Annotated in this window: 23 protein-coding genes and 1 pseudogene; 17 read left to right on the forward strand and 7 right to left on the reverse strand. The window is 33.7% G+C overall.

Translation table 11 applies throughout. The annotated features are described in order from the left end of the window. Positions 1 to 130: 130 nt before the first annotated feature. Both CLU83_RS22600 and hpt read right to left on the reverse strand, forming a co-directional pair. The gene (locus CLU83_RS22600) at positions 131 to 703 is read right to left on the reverse strand and encodes an adenylate kinase (protein WP_100433278.1); all 573 of its coding nucleotides are present in this window, start codon (positions 701 to 703) and stop codon (positions 131 to 133) included. A 45-nt stretch (positions 704 to 748) separates the two neighbouring features. Then, positions 749 to 1,279, reverse strand: a complete 531-nt coding sequence (gene hpt / locus CLU83_RS22605) for a hypoxanthine phosphoribosyltransferase (protein ID WP_100433815.1) — start codon at positions 1,277 to 1,279, stop codon at positions 749 to 751. An 88-nt stretch (positions 1,280 to 1,367) separates the two neighbouring features. On the opposite strand from hpt, the gene CLU83_RS20265 reads away from it, so the two are divergent. The 13 genes and pseudogenes from CLU83_RS20265 to CLU83_RS20325 all read left to right on the forward strand — a co-directional run bounded on the left by CLU83_RS20265 (position 1,368) and on the right by CLU83_RS20325 (position 11,529). Beyond that, entirely contained in the window at positions 1,368 to 1,916 is a 549-nt protein-coding gene (locus CLU83_RS20265; protein ID WP_232727205.1) for a hypothetical protein, read from the forward strand. Between the two features lie 155 nt (positions 1,917 to 2,071). Further along, positions 2,072 to 2,320: a DUF6364 family protein gene (locus CLU83_RS20270; protein ID WP_100433280.1), complete on the forward strand. Its 249-nt coding sequence runs from the start codon at positions 2,072 to 2,074 to the stop codon at positions 2,318 to 2,320. Continuing rightward, positions 2,310 to 2,732 carry a PIN domain-containing protein gene (locus CLU83_RS20275; RefSeq protein ID WP_100433281.1) on the forward strand — a complete coding sequence of 141 codons (423 nt, stop codon included), beginning with the start codon at positions 2,310 to 2,312 and terminating at the stop codon, positions 2,730 to 2,732. Before CLU83_RS20270 ends, CLU83_RS20275 begins: the two co-directional genes overlap by 11 nt. Continuing rightward, complete coding sequence (locus tag CLU83_RS20280) at positions 2,733 to 3,890, forward strand: 5-(carboxyamino)imidazole ribonucleotide synthase (RefSeq protein ID WP_100433282.1); 1,158 nt, start codon at positions 2,733 to 2,735, stop codon at positions 3,888 to 3,890. A 59-nt stretch (positions 3,891 to 3,949) separates the two neighbouring features. Next, positions 3,950 to 5,230, forward strand: a complete 1,281-nt coding sequence (locus tag CLU83_RS20285; RefSeq protein WP_100433283.1) for an ATP-binding protein — start codon at positions 3,950 to 3,952, stop codon at positions 5,228 to 5,230. A 3-nt stretch (positions 5,231 to 5,233) separates the two neighbouring features. Continuing rightward, complete coding sequence (locus tag CLU83_RS20290; protein ID WP_100433284.1) at positions 5,234 to 5,827, forward strand: hypothetical protein; 594 nt, start codon at positions 5,234 to 5,236, stop codon at positions 5,825 to 5,827. A gap of 13 nt (positions 5,828 to 5,840) precedes the next feature. Continuing rightward, positions 5,841 to 6,326, forward strand: coding sequence for a 5-(carboxyamino)imidazole ribonucleotide mutase (purE, locus tag CLU83_RS20295; protein ID WP_100433285.1), 486 nt, complete (start codon positions 5,841 to 5,843; stop codon positions 6,324 to 6,326). Between the two features lie 296 nt (positions 6,327 to 6,622). Beyond that, positions 6,623 to 8,650 carry a M3 family metallopeptidase gene (locus CLU83_RS20300; protein ID WP_100433286.1) on the forward strand — a complete coding sequence of 676 codons (2,028 nt, stop codon included), beginning with the start codon at positions 6,623 to 6,625 and terminating at the stop codon, positions 8,648 to 8,650. 135 nt (positions 8,651 to 8,785) lie between these two features. Further along, a complete protein-coding gene (locus CLU83_RS20305) occupies positions 8,786 to 9,289 on the forward strand; it encodes a GbsR/MarR family transcriptional regulator (RefSeq protein WP_100433287.1) in 504 nt (167 codons plus the stop codon). Between the two features lie 67 nt (positions 9,290 to 9,356). Further along, positions 9,357 to 9,704: a hypothetical protein gene (locus CLU83_RS20310; protein ID WP_100433288.1), complete on the forward strand. Its 348-nt coding sequence runs from the start codon at positions 9,357 to 9,359 to the stop codon at positions 9,702 to 9,704. Positions 9,705 to 9,723: 19 nt separating this feature from the next. After that, positions 9,724 to 10,095 carry a hypothetical protein gene (locus tag CLU83_RS20315; RefSeq protein WP_100433289.1) on the forward strand — a complete coding sequence of 124 codons (372 nt, stop codon included), beginning with the start codon at positions 9,724 to 9,726 and terminating at the stop codon, positions 10,093 to 10,095. Between the two features lie 78 nt (positions 10,096 to 10,173). After that, a pseudogene (locus CLU83_RS20320) lies at positions 10,174 to 11,078 on the forward strand (TIGR01777 family oxidoreductase). Between the two features lies 1 nt (position 11,079). After that, complete coding sequence (locus tag CLU83_RS20325; RefSeq protein WP_100433290.1) at positions 11,080 to 11,529, forward strand: SRPBCC family protein; 450 nt, start codon at positions 11,080 to 11,082, stop codon at positions 11,527 to 11,529. A 110-nt stretch (positions 11,530 to 11,639) separates the two neighbouring features. Here CLU83_RS20325 and CLU83_RS20330 read toward each other — a convergent pair whose 3' ends face one another. The 3 genes from CLU83_RS20330 to CLU83_RS20340 form a co-directional block, all read right to left on the reverse strand. Then, the gene (locus tag CLU83_RS20330) at positions 11,640 to 12,053 is read right to left on the reverse strand and encodes a DUF1842 domain-containing protein (RefSeq protein WP_100433291.1); all 414 of its coding nucleotides are present in this window, start codon (positions 12,051 to 12,053) and stop codon (positions 11,640 to 11,642) included. A 582-nt stretch (positions 12,054 to 12,635) separates the two neighbouring features. Continuing rightward, entirely contained in the window at positions 12,636 to 13,751 is a 1,116-nt protein-coding gene (locus CLU83_RS20335; RefSeq protein WP_100433292.1) for an ATP-binding protein, read from the reverse strand. Between the two features lie 175 nt (positions 13,752 to 13,926). Next, complete coding sequence (locus CLU83_RS20340) at positions 13,927 to 14,742, reverse strand: hypothetical protein (protein WP_100433293.1); 816 nt, start codon at positions 14,740 to 14,742, stop codon at positions 13,927 to 13,929. Positions 14,743 to 14,964: 222 nt separating this feature from the next. Between CLU83_RS20340 and gcvP the strand changes: the two genes are divergently transcribed. The 4 genes from gcvP to CLU83_RS22325 all read left to right on the forward strand — a co-directional run bounded on the left by gcvP (position 14,965) and on the right by CLU83_RS22325 (position 19,324). Beyond that, complete coding sequence (gcvP, locus tag CLU83_RS20345; protein ID WP_100433294.1) at positions 14,965 to 17,814, forward strand: aminomethyl-transferring glycine dehydrogenase; 2,850 nt, start codon at positions 14,965 to 14,967, stop codon at positions 17,812 to 17,814. Between the two features lie 542 nt (positions 17,815 to 18,356). Beyond that, on the forward strand, positions 18,357 to 18,590 hold the full coding sequence (locus CLU83_RS20350; protein ID WP_100433295.1) for a hypothetical protein: 234 nt from the start codon (positions 18,357 to 18,359) through the stop codon (positions 18,588 to 18,590). A 70-nt stretch (positions 18,591 to 18,660) separates the two neighbouring features. Then, on the forward strand, positions 18,661 to 19,083 hold the full coding sequence (locus CLU83_RS22320) for a hypothetical protein (protein WP_198512317.1): 423 nt from the start codon (positions 18,661 to 18,663) through the stop codon (positions 19,081 to 19,083). Between the two features lie 22 nt (positions 19,084 to 19,105). After that, complete coding sequence (locus tag CLU83_RS22325; protein ID WP_232727207.1) at positions 19,106 to 19,324, forward strand: transposase; 219 nt, start codon at positions 19,106 to 19,108, stop codon at positions 19,322 to 19,324. A 140-nt stretch (positions 19,325 to 19,464) separates the two neighbouring features. On the opposite strand, the gene CLU83_RS20360 is transcribed toward CLU83_RS22325, so the two are convergent. Together CLU83_RS20360 and CLU83_RS20365 are read right to left on the reverse strand one after the other, a co-directional pair. Further along, on the reverse strand, positions 19,465 to 20,454 hold the full coding sequence (locus CLU83_RS20360) for a glycosyltransferase family protein (RefSeq protein ID WP_100433816.1): 990 nt from the start codon (positions 20,452 to 20,454) through the stop codon (positions 19,465 to 19,467). 19 nt (positions 20,455 to 20,473) lie between these two features. Next, positions 20,474 to 21,289, reverse strand: coding sequence for a UDP-2,3-diacylglucosamine diphosphatase (locus tag CLU83_RS20365; protein ID WP_100433296.1), 816 nt, complete (start codon positions 21,287 to 21,289; stop codon positions 20,474 to 20,476). Between the last annotated feature and the right edge of the window lie 8 nt (positions 21,290 to 21,297).

Consider the following 21,297-nt stretch of genomic DNA (forward strand, 5'->3'; position numbering starts at 1 on the left):
GACTCCTCACCCCAACCCTCTCCAAAAGAGAGGGAGAAAACAGGATGATTCCTCTTTACTTCTCCTTTTATGACATAGAAAAATAGTTATTTTATGGCTGTGACTTGAAACGTACAGCTGGAGATTGCTCCTATAAATTATCGATAACTGCGGTAAGTCTTTCTGTAATTTCCCGAATAGTTCCTATTCCGTTTACAGCGTGAAACTTATTTTGATCCTTATAATATCCTATTAGCGGAGCCGTTTTATCATTGTATTCCTGATAACGATTTCTAATTTTTTCTTCGTCTTGATCGTCTACTCTTCCGCTGGTTTTTCCTCTTTCCAATAATCTAGCCACTAAGATATTGTCATCGGCTTCCAGAGCAACAGTTGCATTTACTCTTGAGCCAATAGTTGGCAAAAAGGCATCCAAAGCTTCGGCTTGAGCGATTGTTCGTGGATATCCGTCGAATAAAATTCCGTTTGAATCCAAGTGTTTGTTCACCTCATCAATAAGCATTTTAGTCGTCAATTCATCTGGAACTAAATCTCCGGCATCCATAAAAACTCTTGCTTCTTTACCTAACGGAGTGTCATTTTTCAAATTGTAACGAAAAACATCTCCAGTAGAAATATGTGTTAATTTATATTTTTCTTTTAAAAATTCTGCCTGAGTTCCTTTTCCAGCCCCCGGCTTTCCAAATAAAATTATATTAATCATTCCTTTGTTATATTGTGGTTTTTACTATTTTAGTTTCTCTTTTGGTTATTCTTTTAACTGATACACTTCGGGTAAATTTCGACCTAAACCATCGTAATCCAATCCAAAACCAACGATGAATTTATTTGGAATTCGAATTCCGACATAGTCAATTTTCAGGTCTTTTTTAAATGCATCCGGCTTGAAGAAAAGCGTGGCAATTTTAAAATGCTTTACATTCTGGCTTTTAAACAATTTTTTTAATTCTTCCAAAGTATTTCCTGTATCAATAATATCTTCTATAACAATTACTGTACGCCCCGTTAAATCTTGATTTAAACCAATTAATTGCTTAACGGATTCTGTAGAAGATGTTCCTTCGTAGGATGCTAATTTAATAAATGAAACTTCACAGGGTTTTTTGTATAATTTTAAAAAATCGGAAACTACCATAAAAGAACCGTTTAGGACTCCAATAAAAATTGGCGTTTCGTCAAAAAAATCGTCTTCTATTTGTGCTGCCATTTTTTCAATAGCGAAGTTTATTTCTTTGGCTGAAATAAACGGAACAAATTGTTTATCGTGTAGTTGTATCACAGTTTTATATTTTAAAATATTTGGCAAAGATAGGGATTTCACTTTTGACAATTGTCAATTGATTTGTACTTTTAAATCAAAAACAGAAATGATGGTCACCGAATTCCAAAAAAATTTAGATTATGTAACTGGACATAGAGCCAATAGGCAAAAATATGCCGATGAAGTCCTTAACAATCCCGAACTTTTCCCTGAGTTAATCCAACTGTGTTTTCAGATTTCGAACAAAAATTCATCCAAAGCCTATTGGATTCTGGAATTTGTATGTTACCAAAAATTGGAATGGCTTACAGCACATTTGGATTTTTTCTGTTCTCAAATCAAAAACCTTAAAGACGAAAGTGCCATACGCCCAGTTGCCAAAATCTGCCAGCTTTTGGTATTTTCCCATTATAAAGAAAAGAAAATAATTCTTTCCGAAAAGCATTTGGAAGAAATAACAGAAAGCTCTTTTGACTGGCTGATTAACGATACCAAAGTAGCTTGCAAAGCGTATTCGATGCGGACTTTATATCTTTTGGGAAAGCATTATGACTGGATTCATCCCGAATTAAAAATCATAATTACCAAAGATTTTCCAAATCACAGCGCTGCTTATAAGGCTGTCGCCAAAGAAGTTTTAAAGAAAATAAAATAGCATTTTCTACAGCCAAAAATAAGCAAAACAAAAAATATCCGTACATTTGTAAAAACTATACGTACATGAAATGAGCATGACCTTAAATTGGTTGCAAATGCCAATAAAAATATGCGAATTACATTTGACCGATAAAAAACAATAAATATCTACAAATGAATACTAAACTCACATTATCGTTAGAAAAAACCGTTATTGAAAACGCTAAATCGTATGCAAAAAAAACGGGAAGGAGTTTGTCTGAATTGGTGGAAAATTATTTCAAAAATCTTACCGAAAAGTCAGAAATACCAGATGATATACATCCAAAAGTAAAAAAACTGATTGGTAGAATTACGCTTCCACCCGATTTTGACGAAGAAAAAGTAAAAGAAGAACATTACAGAGAAAAATATGGGTTTTAAACATATTTTTCTTGATACCAACATATTGGTTGACATTGTTGCTGACCGATTTCCATTTTCAAAAAATGCAATTTTAATTTTCGATTATTGCCAACGGAACAAAATCAAAATGTATTCTTCATCCCATTCTATTGCTACGATGCATTATATAGCAAAAAGAGTAGTTGACGAAAAAGAGTTACGCTCAATTATTGAAGATTTATTAGATACCATTTCAATAATTGCTGTTACGGAATCAATTTTAAAAAAAAGCCTGAAATCCAGTCACAAAGATTTCGAAGACGCTATTCAGATTACCGCTGCACAATCAATAAATACAATGGATTGCATTATAACTAGAGATTTGAAAGATTATAAATTTTCAGAAATCAACGTTTTTACTCCAGATGAATTTTTAAATACAATAAACTAAATGAACTATTTTTCATCCCATTTCAAATTAGGCATACTCGGTGGCGGACAATTAGGCAAAATGCTGTTGTTTGACACCCGAAAATTTGACATTCAAACGTATGTACTCGATCCAAGTGACGAAGCTCCCAGCAGAATAGCCTGTAATCATTTTTTTCAAGGTGATTTGATGGATTTTGAAACGGTTTACAATTTTGGAAAACAAGTAGATGTTTTGACTTTCGAAATTGAATTAGTGAATCTTGATGCATTGGAAAAATTGGAAAACGAAGGCAAAAAAGTATATCCTTCGCCAAAAACGCTGAAATTGATTCAGAACAAAGGCATTCAGAAAGATTTTTATATCAAAAACAATATCCCAACAGCTCCTTTTAAAAGATATGCCACTTTAAAAGACTTGGTGGTTGATTTAGTAGAATCTAATATTCAACTTCCTTTTGTATGGAAATGTACCGAATTTGGATACGATGGCAACGGTGTAAAAGTCATCAGACAAACATCTGATTTGGAAAATTTACCAAATGTAGAGTGCATTGCCGAAACGATGATTCCTTTCAAGAACGAATTGGCCGTAATTGTATGCCGCAATCCGCAGGGAGAAATAAAAACATATCCTGTAGTTGAAATGGAGTTTCACCCCGAAGCCAATCAGGTTGAATATGTTATCTGCCCTGCTCGAATAGACGACAAAGTGGCCGAAAAAGCCAGAGCGATTGCATTAAATGTTTCTCAGCAATTTAATCATGTTGGTCTTTTAGCAGTTGAAATGTTTCAAACCGAAGATGATGAAATCCTAGTAAACGAAGTTGCTCCACGCCCTCATAATTCAGGTCATTTCTCAATTGAAGCCAGCTTTACTTCACAATTTGAAAACCATTTGCGTGCCATTCTAGACTTACCTCTTGGAAACACCGACAGTAAAGTGGCAGGAATTATGGTAAACTTAGTGGGAGCCGAAGGTTTTTCGGGAGATGTCATTTATGAAAACATTGAGAAAATATTAGGCTGGAATGGAGTTACCCCTCACATTTACGGCAAGAAAGAAACCCGCCCTTTTAGAAAAATGGGACATGTCACGATTGTTAATGAAGATATAAACGAAGCGAGAAGGATTGCCGAGGATGTGAAGAATACGATTAGGGTGATTAGTGTTCAGTAGGCAATATTCAGTAAAATAATTAGTAAATTAATTTTGCTAAATTTGTAAAAAACCAATAAATGAAAATCTCCAAATTACATATCGATCAGTTTAGACATTTAGAAAATCTAGATTTTGATTTTACGTATCAAAGTGGCGAACGCAAAGGTCAGCCTTTGGATAAGATATGTTTTATTGGACAAAGTGCCACTGGGAAAACTAGTTTATTGGAGTTGATTAAAGAACAACACATTGCAGTAAACAACACTATAGTAATTGATAATTTTTTTTCATATAAAAGTGGTATAGAAATAATAAACGGAAGTGTTACTTTTAATTTAAACAATAATTCATTTGAAATTAATAATGAAAAATTAAATTATAAAAACAACACATTCAAATATATAGTATCGGGTAGTTTTTCGAATTTATTAACCGAAGAGGAAAAAAAATATCTTTATTATTTTAAAGCTAATTTAATTTCCGACAAAAACATTGATCTTTTTACAAAAAACCCAATTGACTTATTTGAAAAACATCCAGGATTAAACGACAAATTCAATTTCAACAACTTCTATTCCAAAGAAAATTCTGTTATTTTTGACGATACCGTTGAATCTGATTTATGGCTAGTTTTACTGAAGGAAATTTTGCAATATAGAAAAAAATTCAACCAAAAAATGTCAGATTTAATCCACAAAGGGTTATTAGCAAATCAAAAAAAGTTGAGCGCTGAATTTGAAAAATGGCAGAAGGAAAATCCTAACAAGTTGGAACTATTTGCAGAAAAATTAAATCCCATCTTAGAAAAATTAAATTTAGAAGTTGATGTTTTTAACACAGAATATTCCATTCCAATAAAGAACAAAAGAACAGATGAAATAATTCCAATCCAAAATACAAGCACAGGAACAAAAGGGTTATTATTATCGTTTTTACCCTTATTCAAACTAGACACAAAAGACTCCATTATTTTAATTGACGAACCAGAACGTTCCTTGTATCCTGATATGCAAATGGATTTAATGGATCATTACAAGCGATTAGCTACCGAAGCACAATTTATTGTTGCTACTCATTCTCCATTTATTGCTGCATCGTTTGAACCGGACGAAAGATTTATTTTGTATTTTGATGAAGAAGGAAAAGTAGCCGTGCGAAGAGGAAGTTCTCCAATTGGTGATGACCCGAATGATATGCTTTATAACGATTTTGGAATTGATTATATAAATAAATATGGTAAAAAAGTCTATAATGAATATCTTGAAAAGAGAAGACAATTGCTATTTGAAAAAAATGAAGAAGTAAAACAAAAACTTCAAAACGAAATTGAGTCTATTGGAGATAAATATAATTTTTAATGAATGAAAAGAGTTTTAAAATCTTCAACTTCTCAAATTATTTCTGATAATCTAACTTATAAATCCAATCGAGATAATTCTAAATTGGGTACAATTCTTCTAAAAGAACAAAAAGGATTTTGTGCCTATACAGAACACTATATTGGATATGATGATGCGAATGATATTGAACATTTTAACCCAAATTTAAAAGACCAGCTACAAGATGATTATTACAATTGGTATAAAGTCAAACATCTTCCTAATCAAAGAAAAACAAATAACTGGGTAGAGCCAATATTAATGCCTTATGCAGAAGATTTTGAAAGTAGAGTTATCTATTCTGATGGCGAATATTTTGCAAAACCAAATGACGATGAAGCTAATAATCTAATTATCCTATTAGACTTAAATAATCAAAAAAGAGTTGAAGACAGAAAAAACTACATAAAGCGAAGAAGAGAATCAATAAATGACAGAAAACTTCAAACAGATATAGAGATAAAAAAATATTTTCAAGACAAAATTGATAACGAAATTAAATCAATATCCTATTTAAGAGCCATTCAAGAAGAATTCAAAATAAACATTTGGGAGATGATTCCAGAACCACAATAAATATAACAAACAAATGAGCAAAGTAGCCATCATAATGGGAAGCATTTCAGACATGCCAGTCATGCAGGATGCCATAGACATTTTAAAAGGATTTGATATAGCTGTAGAAGTCGATATTGTTTCGGCACACAGAACACCGGAAAAATTATTTGATTTCAGCAAAAACGCCCATACTCGTGGAATCTCGGTAATAATTGCTGGAGCTGGCGGTGCAGCGCATTTGCCAGGAATGGTGGCGTCAATGTCTCCTCTTCCTGTAATTGGAGTTCCTGTAAAATCAAGTAATTCTATTGACGGATGGGACAGCGTTTTATCTATCTTACAAATGCCTGGAGGCGTTCCTGTAGCAACTGTAGCCTTAAATGGAGCTAAAAATGCCGGAATCCTTGCTGCTCAAATTATTGGCAGTGCCGACAAAACAATTTTAGATAAAATCATTTCTTACAAAGATGGTCTTAAAGAAGCTGTTTACAAATCTTCTGAAAATTTGAATAAATAAAAAAAGCTCCTAAAAAATGGAGCTTTTTTTGATATTGTAAAATTCTAAACTTGGGGGAGTTTAATTTTATCAATATCATAGTGGTATTTAATATAAATTTCTTTTGCGATTTGGGGACAAAAAGAGTTTTAATTTCTGGCTGAATTAACTTAGTGTTAACTAATTATTCGGCAAAAGTATACAAATAATCGATTAAATACACGCTTTTTTAAGATTTTAACATATTTTACTTATTTTTAGCCTTTACACAAAACTTTTTACGGTCAATCATTTGAGATAAAACAGAACAAATAATTATGAATATATTACTACAAAAATTTGACACCAAGCTAGATACTGCGCCCTTTTCAAAGATAAATAACGAAGATTATCTTCCTGCTTTTCAAGAAGCAATTGTCCTAGCCAAAGCTGAAATTGACGCCATTGTCAACAATACAGAAAATCCTACTTTTGAGAATACAATTGAAACTTTATCTTTCAGCGGAGATACTTTAGACCGAATCTCAAGCATCTTTTTTAATCTAAACTCGGCTGAAACGAGTGATGAAATGCAAAAAATTGCTCAAGAAGTTTCTCCTTTATTATCTGAATTTGGAAATGATGTTACATTAAACGCAGATTTATTTGCAAGAGTTAAAACTGTTTATGAGCAAAGAAATTCTTTGACCTTAAATCCTGAACAAAAGACACTTTTAGACAAGCAATATAAAAGTTTTTCCAGAAATGGAGCAAATTTAGCTGAGGAAAAAAAGAACCAGCTTAGAGAAATTGACAAAGAATTATCAAAGTTGAATTTGCAATTTGGTGAAAATGTTTTGGCAGAAACCAATGCTTTCGAATTGCATTTAACTGATGAAAAGGATTTAGCAGGATTGCCGGAAGGTACAATCGAAGCCGCTCATTCATTAGCAAAAGCTCAAGAAAAAGAAGGCTGGATTTTTACTTTAGATCACCCAAGTTATATTCCGTTTGTGACTTATGCAGACAACCGTGAATTGCGTAAAAAAATGGCTATTGCTTTTGGAGCCAGATGTTTTCAAAAAAACGAATTTGACAATCAGGAAATTGTTTTAAAAATTGCTAAACTGCGTTTTGAAAGAGCCAATCTTTTGGGTTATAAAACTCACGCTCATTTTGTTCTTGAAGAGCGAATGGCAGAAAGTCCAGAGAAAGTGTTATCCTTTTCCAATGATTTATTAGCTAAAGCCAAACCAGCTGCACAAAAAGAATTTGAACAATTATCGGCTTTCGCCAAAGAACTTGATGGCATCGAACAGCTTGAAAAATGGGACGGTGCTTATTATTCAGAAAAATTGAAACAGCAATTGTTCAATCTGGATGATGAAAAATTGAAACCGTATTTCCAATTGGAGAAAGTATTGAATGGCGCTTTTACTATTGCTGGAAAACTGTACGGACTAACTTTTAACGAAGTTTTCGATATCGACAAATACCATGAAGAAGTTACCACTTATGAAGTAACTGATAAAAACAACGAATTGGTCGCTGTTTTCTACGCCGATTTCTTTCCGAGAAAAGGCAAACGAAACGGTGCCTGGATGACTTCTTTCAAATCGCAATACATAAAAGACGGCAAAAACGAAAGACCGCATATTTCTAATGTCTGCAACTTTACAAAACCAACCGAAACCAAACCCTCACTTTTGACATTTAACGAAGTGACGACTTTGTTTCATGAATTTGGTCACGGATTGCACGGAATGTTAGCCGATACCGTTTACCCAAACCTTTCGGGAACATCGGTTTATTGGGATTTTGTGGAATTACCAAGCCAGATTATGGAAAACTGGTGTTACGAACCAGAAGCTTTGGCTCTATTTGCACATCATTATGAAACCGGTGAAGTGATCCCACAGGAATATGTAGAAAAAATCAAAGAAAGTGCCAGTTTCCAAGAAGGTTTGGCAACAATGCGCCAATTGAGTTTTGGATTATTGGATATGGCTTGGCACGGACAAGATCCAACGAATATTACTGACATAAAATCTTTTGAAACCGAACAATTTGCTTCGACACAATTATATCCTGATGTAAAAGAAAACGCAATGAGTACCGCTTTTTCACATATTTTTCAAGGAGGCTATTCTTCTGGATATTACAGTTACAAATGGGCAGAAGTTCTCGATGCAGACGCATTTGATTATTTCCTGGAAGAAGGAATATTTAATACTGAAGTAGCCGAAAAATTCAAAGAAAATGTACTTTCCAAAGGCGGAACGGAACATCCTATGCTATTGTACAAACGTTTTAGAGGGCAGGAACCAAAACCAGATGCTTTATTGAAGAGAGCGGGATTGTTATAGATTTTTAGAAATTTATAACAATAGAAAACCGAAGCATCTCTACTTCGGTTTTTTATTTCAAACAAACTTTCATTTATTTTTGAAAGTTTAAAAACTTTTACTTATCTTTGTTTCAACAAAGGAAATAAATCCAAAATGGAATTCAAAGAAGCAAAAAATAAATTCGTACAAACCTGGGGAGCATTAGGTTCTCAGTGGGGAATCAATAAAACCATGGCACAGATCCATGCTTTATTGATGGTTTCAAACGAAGCAGTTTCGATGGAAGATATTATGAATGAATTGCAAATCTCTCGTGGCAATGCCAGTATGAATTTAAGAGCTTTAATGGACTGGGGAATTGTTTATAAAGAATATAAAGCAGGCGAACGCAGAGAATTTTTTACTGCCGAAAAAGACTTGGATGAATTAGCTTCCAAAATTTCCAGAGAAAGAAGTAAAAGAGAAATTAAACCAGCTCTTAAAATTTTAAAGGAAGTTTCATCAATCGAATCAAAAGATTCTGCAGAAGAAAAACACTTTGTTGATCAAACCACTAAATTGTATGATTTCGTTTTAAAAGCAGATAATATGCTAGATAAAATGACCGAATTTAATGAAAACTGGTTAGGGCGTTTGGTTCTAAAAATTATGAAGTAAATTTCAAACTAAAAAAATTTAATCAAAACTTTCATTTTTTTCTGAAAGTTTAAAACAAAATAAAATCATGAACCTCAACATCATTGGGTATTTTATTTACCTCAGCATTACGGCTTTTATTATTCTGAAAGTTGGTGAAATCTGCTATAAAAACGGAAATGTTTATGTCGCTGAATTGATTCCAAATCATAGTGATTTGTGCCAAAAAATAAACCAAATATTACTATTGGCTTATTATCTTCTAAACATTGGTTACTGCGCAATGACTTTGATTTCATGGGAAAAAATACTTTCAACAAACCAACTTATTGAAATTATCGCTATAAAAACGGCAGCCATTGTTTTTATTATTTCAGCATTGCATTACACAAACATTATAATCATTACCAAATACATTCACAAATTAATTAAATAACACTTAAACACTTATTATCATGGAAACTACAAAAATTCTAATCGGTTACGCAATCTATTTACCAATTGCAATTTTCTTAACTTATTATGTTTCAAAAACATTATTTCAAAACGGAAAAATATACATGTTGGACATTTTTAGAGGCAGAGAAGAAATCGCAAATGCAACAAATAAACTTTTTGAAACAGGATTCTATCTTCTTAATCTGGGCTTTGCATTAATGATTTTACAATTGAGTATTTATGACAATAGTTATCAATCACTTATTGAAGCATTGAGTTATAAAATTGGAGGTTTTTCTATCTATCTCGGATTAATGTTATTCCTGAATTTATATTTCTTTTTTAGAGGAAAAAGAAAAGCTAAAGAAGCTCAAAATGAAGAAAATTAGTTTTACCATTTAAATTTATAAATTGCCTTGAATCCTGCTTCAATAACAAAAGTAGCTTTCAAGGCTAATTCTAAAACCATGACCAAACTCATCATTGCAGCAGGAACTGGCTTTTTAGGCCAAAGCTTACTAAATCACTTTCAAGATAAATTCGCCCAAATTGTAATTCTTACTAGAGGAAATAACCGAACGACTGGCTCTCTAAAATACGTTAACTGGAATGCCAAATCTTTTTCTGACTGGAAAAGTGAACTAGAAAATGCAACGGTTTTAATAAATCTCACTGGAAAATCTGTTGATTGCCACTATACGAAAAAGAATAAGAAAGAGATTTTGTTGTCCCGAATTGAAAGCACGAAAATTTTAAACAAAGCGGTTTTAAACTGTAAAAATCCACCGAAACACTGGCTAAATTCGTCGACTTCTACAATTTATCATTTTTCATTAGACAAGCAAATGGACGAAATAAACGGCGAAATCGGAAATGATTTTCCATGAATGTTGCTCAATCTTGGGAGAAATCATTCTTTAAAACTGAAACTCCAAATACTTTAAAAACCGCTTTGAGAACTTCAATAGTTTTAGGCAAAAATGGCGGAGCATTTATTCCGTTGAAGACTTTAGCTAAAATGGGTTTTGGCGGAAAACAAGGAAAAGGAAATCAATTTATAAGTTGGATTCATGAAGAAGATTTTGCAAGAGCAATCGAATTTATAATTGAAAATAAAATAACCGGAGCTGTAAATATTGTTTCCCCAGAGCCAATTGTCAATAAAAGCTTTATGTCATTATTGCGAAAAGCGGTTGGGATTCCGTTTGGGATTCCAATTAGTGAGCCGTTATTAAAATTCGGGGCTGCGCTCATTGGAACAGAAACTGAATTAGTCTTAAAAAGCAGAAATGTAATCCCGAAACGCCTTTTAGAAAATGGCTTTCAATTTAAATTCGACACTTTAGAAAAAGCATTAAAAAATCTAGTATAAAATGACAACCATAAACCTTACAACAAAAATTAAAGCTTCAATACAAACTGTTTTTGACGTATCTCGAAATATAGACATTCATCAGCAATCAGCTAGCAAATCAAAAGAGAAAGCAATTGCCGGCATCACTTCAGAATTAATAAACTTCAACGAAACAGTAACCTGGCAGGGGAAACATTTCGGATTTTATCTCACACACAAAAGCAGAATTACAGCTATGTCCTTTTACAATTATTTTGTTGATGAAATGGAAGAAGGAAAATTCAAAACCTTCAAACACGAACATTTTTTTGAAGAAGAAAACAGAATTACTACAATGACGGACAAATTGCAATATGAAACTCCATTTGGTATTATTGGAAAATTATTTGATTACTTTCTTTTAAAAAATCACCTAACTAATTTTCTTTTGAATAGAAATAATATACTTAAACGAATAGCAGAAAATTAAGCAACGTATTTAAAACCGAAGCAGCAATACTTTGATTTTTTATTAATACAAACAAAAAAAAGATTACCCGGTTTAGGCAATCTTTTTAAGCAGTTTAGTAAAAATTTGATTTATACCAATTCTTCTTTTAATTTTTTTGCCGCTGTAACTGGTACATTTTCAATTTGGTGTTGGTAGTAAGAGAAGCCTCCTTTTCCGTTCCAAGCATTATCAATAGCCAAATGAGCATTGAATTCTGCTAAGAAAGAACCAATTGCAGGTGGAGGAACAGAATGTACGTATTGTCCTTGTAAGCTCACTACCTGAGTATAGCTTCCAATTCCTGTAGAATATATTCTTCCTTTTACCTGAACAACGATATGGCTATCAGGACCATTTATTGCTTGTGTAATTACAACTGTACCTGATACCGAGTGCTGTGATGGCACAACTACTAAACTAAATGCCGCGATAGGAGCACCTGGTGTTCCAACATTTCCGATTGTGCCTTTTGCTAAATAAGCACCTGCTAATAAATCTGACATATTTTTCTGTATTTCTATTTTTCTTACTCGTATGGCTTTTCAGAACCGCCTCGTTTTTTAAAGTGGGTTCTGCTCCACTTTCTTATCTTAAAATTATACCAAATAGATAGACTTAAGTAAGAAAATGTTACAAAATGAAGATTGTACGCTACAAGAGAAAGAAAAGAAGCTATAAAACAGTTACTTTTTTTTAATCTGTTTTATCAAAAAACCATAATTAACCATAAATAAGGATACATTTTAAACAAAAAACCAAATCGATAAAATCCACAAACACATGACCGTCATATAATTATATTCGAAAAATAACTCAATAAAGAATATAAACTTTTTTAAATTCACTCATAAAATCCAAACCAAATAATAAATTTCCACAACTATTTTGCAGATAAATGGAAGTGAAAAAATAAAAAAAGGAACATTTTCCTGAAGAAGAAAATGGAATTACTGCTATGAAAGACAAACTGCAGTATGAAACTCCGTTTGAGATTTTTTGGAAAGTTGTTTGAAGTTTTGTTTTTGAAAAGACATCTTACACAATTTTTTAGAAAGAAATAAAACTTTGAAAAATATTTCCAAAAACTAAATCTTCAAAAACTCCCTAAAATTCTCTACAGTCACAACTGTAAAACTCCCTTTATAATTGTCCGAAAAAGTTTTAGACAATTTCACTTTTTTAGCTTTCCATTTGAACTCATAGGCATTGACTTCATCGGCAACGGTTTCGATATAATCAATTTCTTGTTGTTGTGTGGTACGCCAAAAATAAGGTTTCGCTACACTGTTTTGATAACTCAATACTTTCATTCGCTCTGAAATTAGGAAGTTCTCCCAAAGCGCTCCTTTATCCTGACGGAACTCCAAAAAATTAAAATTCCCTATCAGCATATTCCGAACACCATTGTCATAGAAATATATTTTTCTGTTGGATTTAATTTCATTTCTAACATTTCGGCTGAAACTGTTCAGTTTAAAAATCACAAAACTTTTTTCAAGCAAATCAATATAATTACTGACTGTATTTTTATCAACACCCACTAATTGTGCAATTTCGTTGTAACTCACTTCGCTTCCAATTTGCAATGCCAAAGCCTGCAGAATTTTTTCTAATACTTCGGATTTTCGAATACCAGTCAAAGCCAGAATATCTTTGTATAAATAACTCGACACCAAGTTTTTCAGAATCTCATACTCATTCCCAAAATTATTGATTACATCCGGATACATTCCGTATAACAACCGCAATTCCAATTGCTGTTGTGCTTTGATGTAACCCACATTATTTTCAAATTCTGTCCAAGAAATAGGAAACATTTGGAATTCAAATTTTCTTCCAGTGAGCGGTTCCTGCGTCAGATTGTGAATATTCAATACCGAAGAACCGCTCACAATCACCTGAACATCTTTTATTTGATCCACAATGATTTTTAGTTTCAAACCAATGTTTGGAATACGCTGTACCTCATCAATAAACACATATTTGTAATCACCTATAATGCTCTTTAAAGTTTCTGTATTAGCATTCGATAAAGTATCCATTACCACCGAATCATCTCCATCCAAAAACAAATACGAAATATCCTTTAACAAAGCATTTATCAAGGTCGTTTTCCCCACCTGACGAGGCCCGACAAGAACAATAGCCTTTCCTTTATTCAGCCTATCCCTTATTCTATCTATTAAACTCCTTATTATCATCCCATAAATTTTAAACAAATGTAATAAAATATTTTATATTCACCAATTATTATGCTTTTTAGTTATTATGTTCACCAGTTATTATGCTTTATTAATGATTATATTCACCAGTTATTATGTTTTTAAAACAATAAATAGTGAATTTCAATGAAAATAAAAGAATCCCTCAATCGAATCAGTGCATTAAAGAAAGAGAAATCCACCAAAAAATCGGCACTGCTTCAACCCAAAATGAAGTATAATATTTAGATCTGTTTGTAGCAGCAAAAACAATAAACAAACTCAACATTGCAACCATAATCATATTAATAAAAAGATCTTTATAATTGAATGTTGATATCAATAGTTCTAATAAACAAAACGGAACGAGCAATAACAATCCCAAAAGTTTTGTTTTTTTTACGCCTATCGTTTGCGGTACAGTCTGCAGATGCGGATCATCATTGGCTAAATCGAGAATCTCAAAAACTAAAATAAGTACAAAAACCAAAATAAAACGCTGTATGCATTTTATAAAAAAATCTGCAGTAAACGGAATCCCAGCATTTATTAAGGGCAGAACCAAAGTCGCTCCCACCCAGCAGACAGCTACAATATAAATTTTTACTCCCGCCCAGTTTCGGGCATTTTTTCTGTTTGGGAAAAACGGAAGCGTGTACAATGCCGTTATGGCAAGAATTCCAAAAGAAACTATTTGAGTAATTCTTTCTAATTGAAAAAAATAATAGCCTACTAAAACCAAAGAAACCAAACTCAAAAGTGCAATGATTTTTAACTGATTTCTTATTGGCTTTTTTTTCACGCGGACTAAGGCATCATATTTAACAAAATTATACCCCACAATTGTTCCAAAAAAAACAAACAAAGCCATTGGTTCATCATACTGAATATGAAACACATGAAACGTAATCCGCACCAGTGCATAGCAGGACAAAGCCACATGAATACTGCTATTCAAATAAAAATTCAATATATGTTTCAATAGTTTCATTTCTTAAACCTAATCAATTATTAACAAATCAACTCTTTAGTTATAAATTTCACAAAAATTGACGCTAAAAATACCCATTAAATTATTAATAATACTTAATTTTGCGCCACAAAAAAACAACACATTTACTGTAAAATGTAATAATCCTGATATAAACTTAATTTAAATTAAAGAATATACTTTGCTAATTACATTTCTTTTTTAAAAAATAGATAGCTACAAATGAGAACAGATGCTTTTGCTTTAAGACACATTGGTCCAAGAGAAACAGATCTTCAACACATGTTAAAAACCATTGGAGTTGAATCGATCGAACAACTTGTTTACGAAACACTTCCGGACGACATTCGTTTGAAAGCACCTTTAAACTTAGATCCGGCAATGACCGAATATGAATTTTCAAACCATATTCAACAATTAGGAAATAAAAATAAAATCTTCAAAACCTACATCGGATTAGGATATAACGCAGCAATCGTTCCTGCAGTTATCCAAAGAAATGTTTTTGAAAACCCAGGTTGGTACACGGCATATACTCCGTATCAGGCTGAAATCGCTCAAGGCCGTCTTGAAGCAATCTTAAATTTCCAGACTACGGTTATCGAATTAACAGGAATGGAAATCGCAAATGCTTCTTTATTAGACGAAGGTACTGCTGCTGCCGAAGCAATGGCTTTATTGCTGGACGTTCGTTCTCGTGATCAAAAGAAAAACAACGTAAATAAATTTTTCGTTTCCGAAGAAATTTTACCTCAAACCCTTTCTGTATTACAAACTCGTGCTACTCCAATCGGGGTTGAATTAGTTATTGGAAACCACGAAGCATTTGATTTCTCTGCTGAATTCTTCGGAGCTATTTTACAATACCCTGGAAAATACGGACAGGTTTACGATTATACCGCTTTTATTGAAAAAGCTGCTGCAAGCGAAATTAAAGTAGCCGTTGCTGCTGATATTTTAAGTTTGGCAAAATTAACGCCTCCTGGAGAAATGGGAGCTGCAGTTGTAGTTGGAACAACACAGCGTTTCGGAATTCCGTTAGGATACGGCGGACCACACGCTGCTTATTTTGCAACCAAAGAAGAATTCAAACGCTCTATGCCGGGAAGAATCATCGGTGTGACTGTTGATACTAACGGAAATCGTGCATTACGTATGGCACTGCAGACTCGTGAGCAGCATATTAAACGTGATAAAGCAACTTCAAATATTTGTACAGCGCAGGTTTTGCTTTCTGTTATGGCAGGAATGTATGCCGTTTATCACGGACCAAAAGGACTGCAGTATATAGCTAATAAAGTACACGCATTAGCGGCTACTTTGGCAAACGAATTGCAAAAATTAGGTGTACAGCAAATTAACTCAGCTTTCTTTGACACAATTTTAGTTAAAGCTGATGCTAAAAAAGTAAAAGCAGCTGCCGAGGCTAACGAAGTGAATTTTTATTACGCTGACGAAAACACAATCTCCATTTCATTAAATGAAACCACAAGCGTTTCTGATGTAAATGACATTATTTCGATTTTTGCGGAAGCATTATCATTAGAAGCAACAACAATATCTGAATTAACAGAAACTAATCATTTCCCAGAATCATTAAACAGAACATCCGCTTTCTTGGAGCATGATGTTTTCAATAAACACCATTCGGAAACTGCTTTGATGCGTTACATCAAAATGTTAGAGCGCAAAGATTTAGCACTAAATCACTCGATGATTTCGCTGGGTTCCTGCACGATGAAATTGAACGCTGCAGCCGAAATGCTACCGTTAAGCAACCCCAACTGGAACAACATTCACCCTTTTGCACCACTTGATCAAGCACAGGGATATCAGGAAATGCTAAAAAAACTAGAAGAGCAGTTAAACGTTATTACTGGTTTTGCTGGTACAACTTTACAGCCAAATTCTGGTGCGCAGGGAGAATATGCAGGACTTATGGTAATTCGAGCCTACCACTTATCACGCGGAGATGATCACAGAAATATCGCTTTGATTCCATCATCTGCTCACGGAACAAATCCTGCTTCTGCAGCTATGGCCGGTATGAAAGTGGTGGTTACAAAAACGCTGGAAAACGGAAATATCGACGTAGAAGATTTACGCGAAAAAGCAATTCTTCACAAAGACAATTTATCTTGTTTGATGGTAACGTATCCATCTACGCACGGTGTTTTTGAAAGCGCTATTCAGGAAATTACACAATTAATTCACGATAACGGCGGACAAGTTTATATGGACGGTGCCAACATGAATGCACAGGTTGGATTAACAAATCCGGCAACTATTGGTGCAGACGTTTGTCACTTAAACCTACATAAAACATTCGCAATCCCTCACGGTGGCGGAGGTCCTGGAGTTGGCCCTATTTGCGTAGCACCGCAATTAGTTCCTTTCTTGCCTGGAAATCCGGTAATCCCGACAGGAGGAGAAACAGCTATTACGGCTATTTCTGCAGCTCCTTGGGGTTCTGCTTTGGTATGTTTGATTTCTTACGGATATATTTCGATGTTAGGTGCCGAAGGCTTAAAGAGCGCTACAGAACACGCCATCTTAAATGCAAACTACATCAAAGAAAAATTAAACGGTCATTACGACACCTTATATTCTGGCGAAATGGGTCGTGCTGCTCACGAAATGATTTTGGAATGCCGTCCTTTCAAACAAAAGGGAATCGAGGTTACCGATATCGCAAAACGTTTGATGGATTACGGTTTCCACGCACCTACAGTATCTTTCCCAGTTGCTGGAACTTTAATGATCGAGCCAACCGAAAGTGAAAACCTTGAAGAATTAGACCGTTTTTGTGACGCCATGATTTCAATCCGAAAAGAAATCGAAGCCGCAACAATCGAAGACAGTAATAATGTATTGAAAAATTCTCCTCACACCTTAGCAATGCTAACAACCGAGACTTGGAATTTCCCTTACACTAGAGAACAAGCCGCTTTCCCATTAGATTATATCGCCGAAAACAAATTCTGGCCTTCTGTGCGCAGAGCCGATGACGCTTACGGAGACAGAAACCTAGTTTGCAGCTGTGCACCAATCGAAGCTTACATGGAAAGCTAAAATTTTAGACTGCAGGTTTCAGTTTGCAGACTTCAGATTACACAAAACCCTTTCAGTTTTTTTATTGAAAGGGTTTCTTATTTTTATCAGAATCCGAAAAATTAGGAGCAGCAGTTTTCTGTTTTTTCATCGGCTTCACTCCTGCTGTCCGCTGTATTCCCGATTAACAAAAACTACGGCAAAAAAAGCCTTGTTTTCTAAATCGGGAGATGCCGCTTCCATCAGGGCTAGTTTACAGCTTTAGTTTTTCATAAGACATTTTCAAAACATTGTGGTGAAAAACAGAAATGGGGCTAAAAACCCAACTTGCCGAGAATGAAAAGCAAATAGAGTAATTGCAGCATGCAGATAAAAAGTCCCTTTGATGATTTGTAAGGATTAATATGTACATTTGGTTTTGAGAAAAGTGTGTATTTTATCACACTTATACACCCGATTTTGGGTGGATATGTGTGACTGTGTCACACATTATACTAGTTAGTGGCAAGCTTCCCTGAAAACGAAAAATTTAATCTAAAATAAAATGTTTTAAAAAATAAATAATGATTTCAACAGTTTCAGATTTTATAGAGGAATTTAAAAAAAAAGCTTTATTAAAAATTAAACAAAACGAAAATGACATTACGCATCGTCCAACTATTGGGAATATATTTGAAGGGTTAACAGCAAATATATTAAACAAAGCAATTTTTAAGGATTTAAACTTAAAAATAGTAAATAATGCGAATCAAGGGTTGAAAATCAATTGCCAAGGCGACAAAATAAGAAAGAAATAACTTTCAAATAATTTGTTTTAAAGTCTGAAAATCGGTACATTTAAGGTGTATTCAACGCACTTTTAAACATATGATTAACCAGACTAAAGCCCTAAAATTAGTACATATTTATTTAACAATCTGTGATAGATTTGAAAAAGATTTAAAATATACTTGTGAACGATTCAGCAACAACGATAAGCCGGATTTAACAGATGAAGAAATTATGACCATTTATTTATTTGCAATTGAGGAAGAACAACAATTTACCGTAAAACAAATTCACAAATTTGCCGGTGACTATTTGCGTCTATGGTTTCCAAATCTAGGCTCTTATTCTGCATTTTCAAATAGATTAAATAGATTATCAGAGTCTTTCAAACATTTAGCTGCTAACTTGATTTCAGAACATTACCCCCAAGAATGCTATTCTGACCAAAGCTTACTGGACTCAATGCCTATTTTACTTGTTCTGGAAAGCGTTCTGGAAAAGTTGCCAAAGACATACAGATAAAGGATATTGTTCTACAAAAAGCATGTATTACTATGGGGTAAAACTTCATGCGTTAGCTTTTAGACGAGAAAATAGAATTCCTTTTCCCGAGGAGATACAAATTACTCCAGCATCTGTCAATGATTTAACCGTATTCAAAGAAGTATGGTCAACTAAAGAAGATAGAATCTTTTTTGGTGATAAAATCTATCAAAATAAAGAGTTCTTTTCTGATTTTGAGAAAGAAAAAAACTCTGTTTGAATCCTTTTTTAATTGGTTGATTGAAAAAACAAATATTCAAAGAGCAGGCAAAGTTAGATCCACTAAAGGACTATTAGTACATCTATTTGGGAAGATCGCAGCTGCCTTTATAAACTTAACTTTTTAACCCTTGATTCGCATTAATCATTATAAGTATCAAATAAAAACTGCAGGGTTTCATTGATATTATTGGCTTTCATGGTTGGGTACTTTATTGGCGAATCTAGCCAGCTTTCGATGATTAAATCGAAGTCATCGCCAATATCATACAATACTGGAACGCCCAGTTTTTTGAGCGCCGCCACATTGCATTCTTGCTCATAATGTTTTCGGATAGGAATTGAAAGTATTTTTTTGCCCAGATATAAGGCTTCAGCAGGTGTTTCGAAGCCTCCACCTGTGATAATTCCTTCACAGTTTATAAGACTTTTGTTGAAGAATGCTTGATTTACAGGGTAGTAAGTAATGTTTTTTATGGTGTGCTTGGTTTGTACGCTATTTAAAAACCAATGAAATTTTAGATTAGGAAGTTTATTGAAGGCTTTTTCTAAACAATCCTGCTGAAACGATGGCAGATAGACACTGATATGGCCTTTGTTTTTTGGATCGGCATTTACAATTTCGTCTTTGATAACGGGAGGGAAAATAAAATCATCATATTTATCAAAATGCAAGCCAATGTTTTTTGGCGAAGGGGCATAATGTTTTAGAATCATTTCGCCCATAAGGTTTTTTTTGTTGGGTCTGGGAGTTAATGGCGATTGAAAACTGGCTTGATGTCCAAATTGTACGGAATGTACTTTTTGCATTTTGCACGCCAGTGACGTGATGGAATCAAAATCATTGATGACTACATCATAGTTTTTTAAAGGCAGTATATTGGCGTCTTTATATATTTGCCTTGGCTTTACATTCTTGGCAATATCCCAGTAATTCAAACCACCGCATTTGCTGTAATGCAGACTGCATCCCTCGCTTTTGAATTTTATCGGCAAATTAATATCAAGACTGGCATTGTTGCCGCTTAAGAAAAAATCAACCTCCCCAAATTTTTGCAGATAAGGATATAATTGTATGGCCCTGCTAATGTGTCCGTTGCCTGTTGCCTGAATTGCGTAAAATATTTTCATTGCTTGCTGTTTAGGGTTCTCAGGAAAGAATTTTGTTGACAATGTCATTTATCTCTTTTTCCTCAGTAGAATCAGAGCCTGTGTAGTGTTCTTTTTTATAATGGTAAAGGCTCCATTTTTGTTTCTTATATTCTAATGCCGTAAGGTTTTCTATCCAATCACCGCTATTTAAATACAATACTTTTCCGTGTTCATTTTCAATTTCTTTCATTTGAGGTTTGTGAATGTGTCCGCAAACGACATAACTGTATTTCTTTTGGATGGCGATTTCAGCAGCAGTAGTTTCAAAATTAGATATAAAGGAAACAGCCTTCTTCACGCTGTCTTTAATCATTTTAGAATAGCTTCTTTTCTCTTTGCCTAAGAGTCCCAAAAACCAGTTTATCAGACTGTTAATCAGAATTAATAAATCATAGCCTTTTCCGCCTAGTTTGGCCAATATTTTAGCATAACCCTGAGTCGAAGAATCGAATACGTCTCCGTGAAAAATCCATGTTTTTTTTCCGTCTAAATCCAGAATAAGTTTATCTACTAATTCGAAATTACCTAGAATAAAATCGGAATATTTACGTAACGCTTCATCGTGATTTCCAGTAATATAGATTACCCGAGTGCCGAGGTTTGACATTTTTATAATCTGTCTCAATACATTCATGTGTGATGCCGGAAAATAGCTTTTGGTAAAACTCCACATGTCGATGATGTCTCCATTTAAAACCAATGTGTGAGGGTTTATTGATTTTAAATACTGCAGTAATTCTTTGGCTTGGCATCCGTAAGTTCCTAAGTGGACATCACTTAAAACTACCAGCGGAATTTTTCTTCGTCTTTTCATTTTTAGTT

The organism is Flavobacterium sp. 1 (assembly GCF_002797935.1).
Taxonomy (GTDB): domain Bacteria; phylum Bacteroidota; class Bacteroidia; order Flavobacteriales; family Flavobacteriaceae; genus Flavobacterium.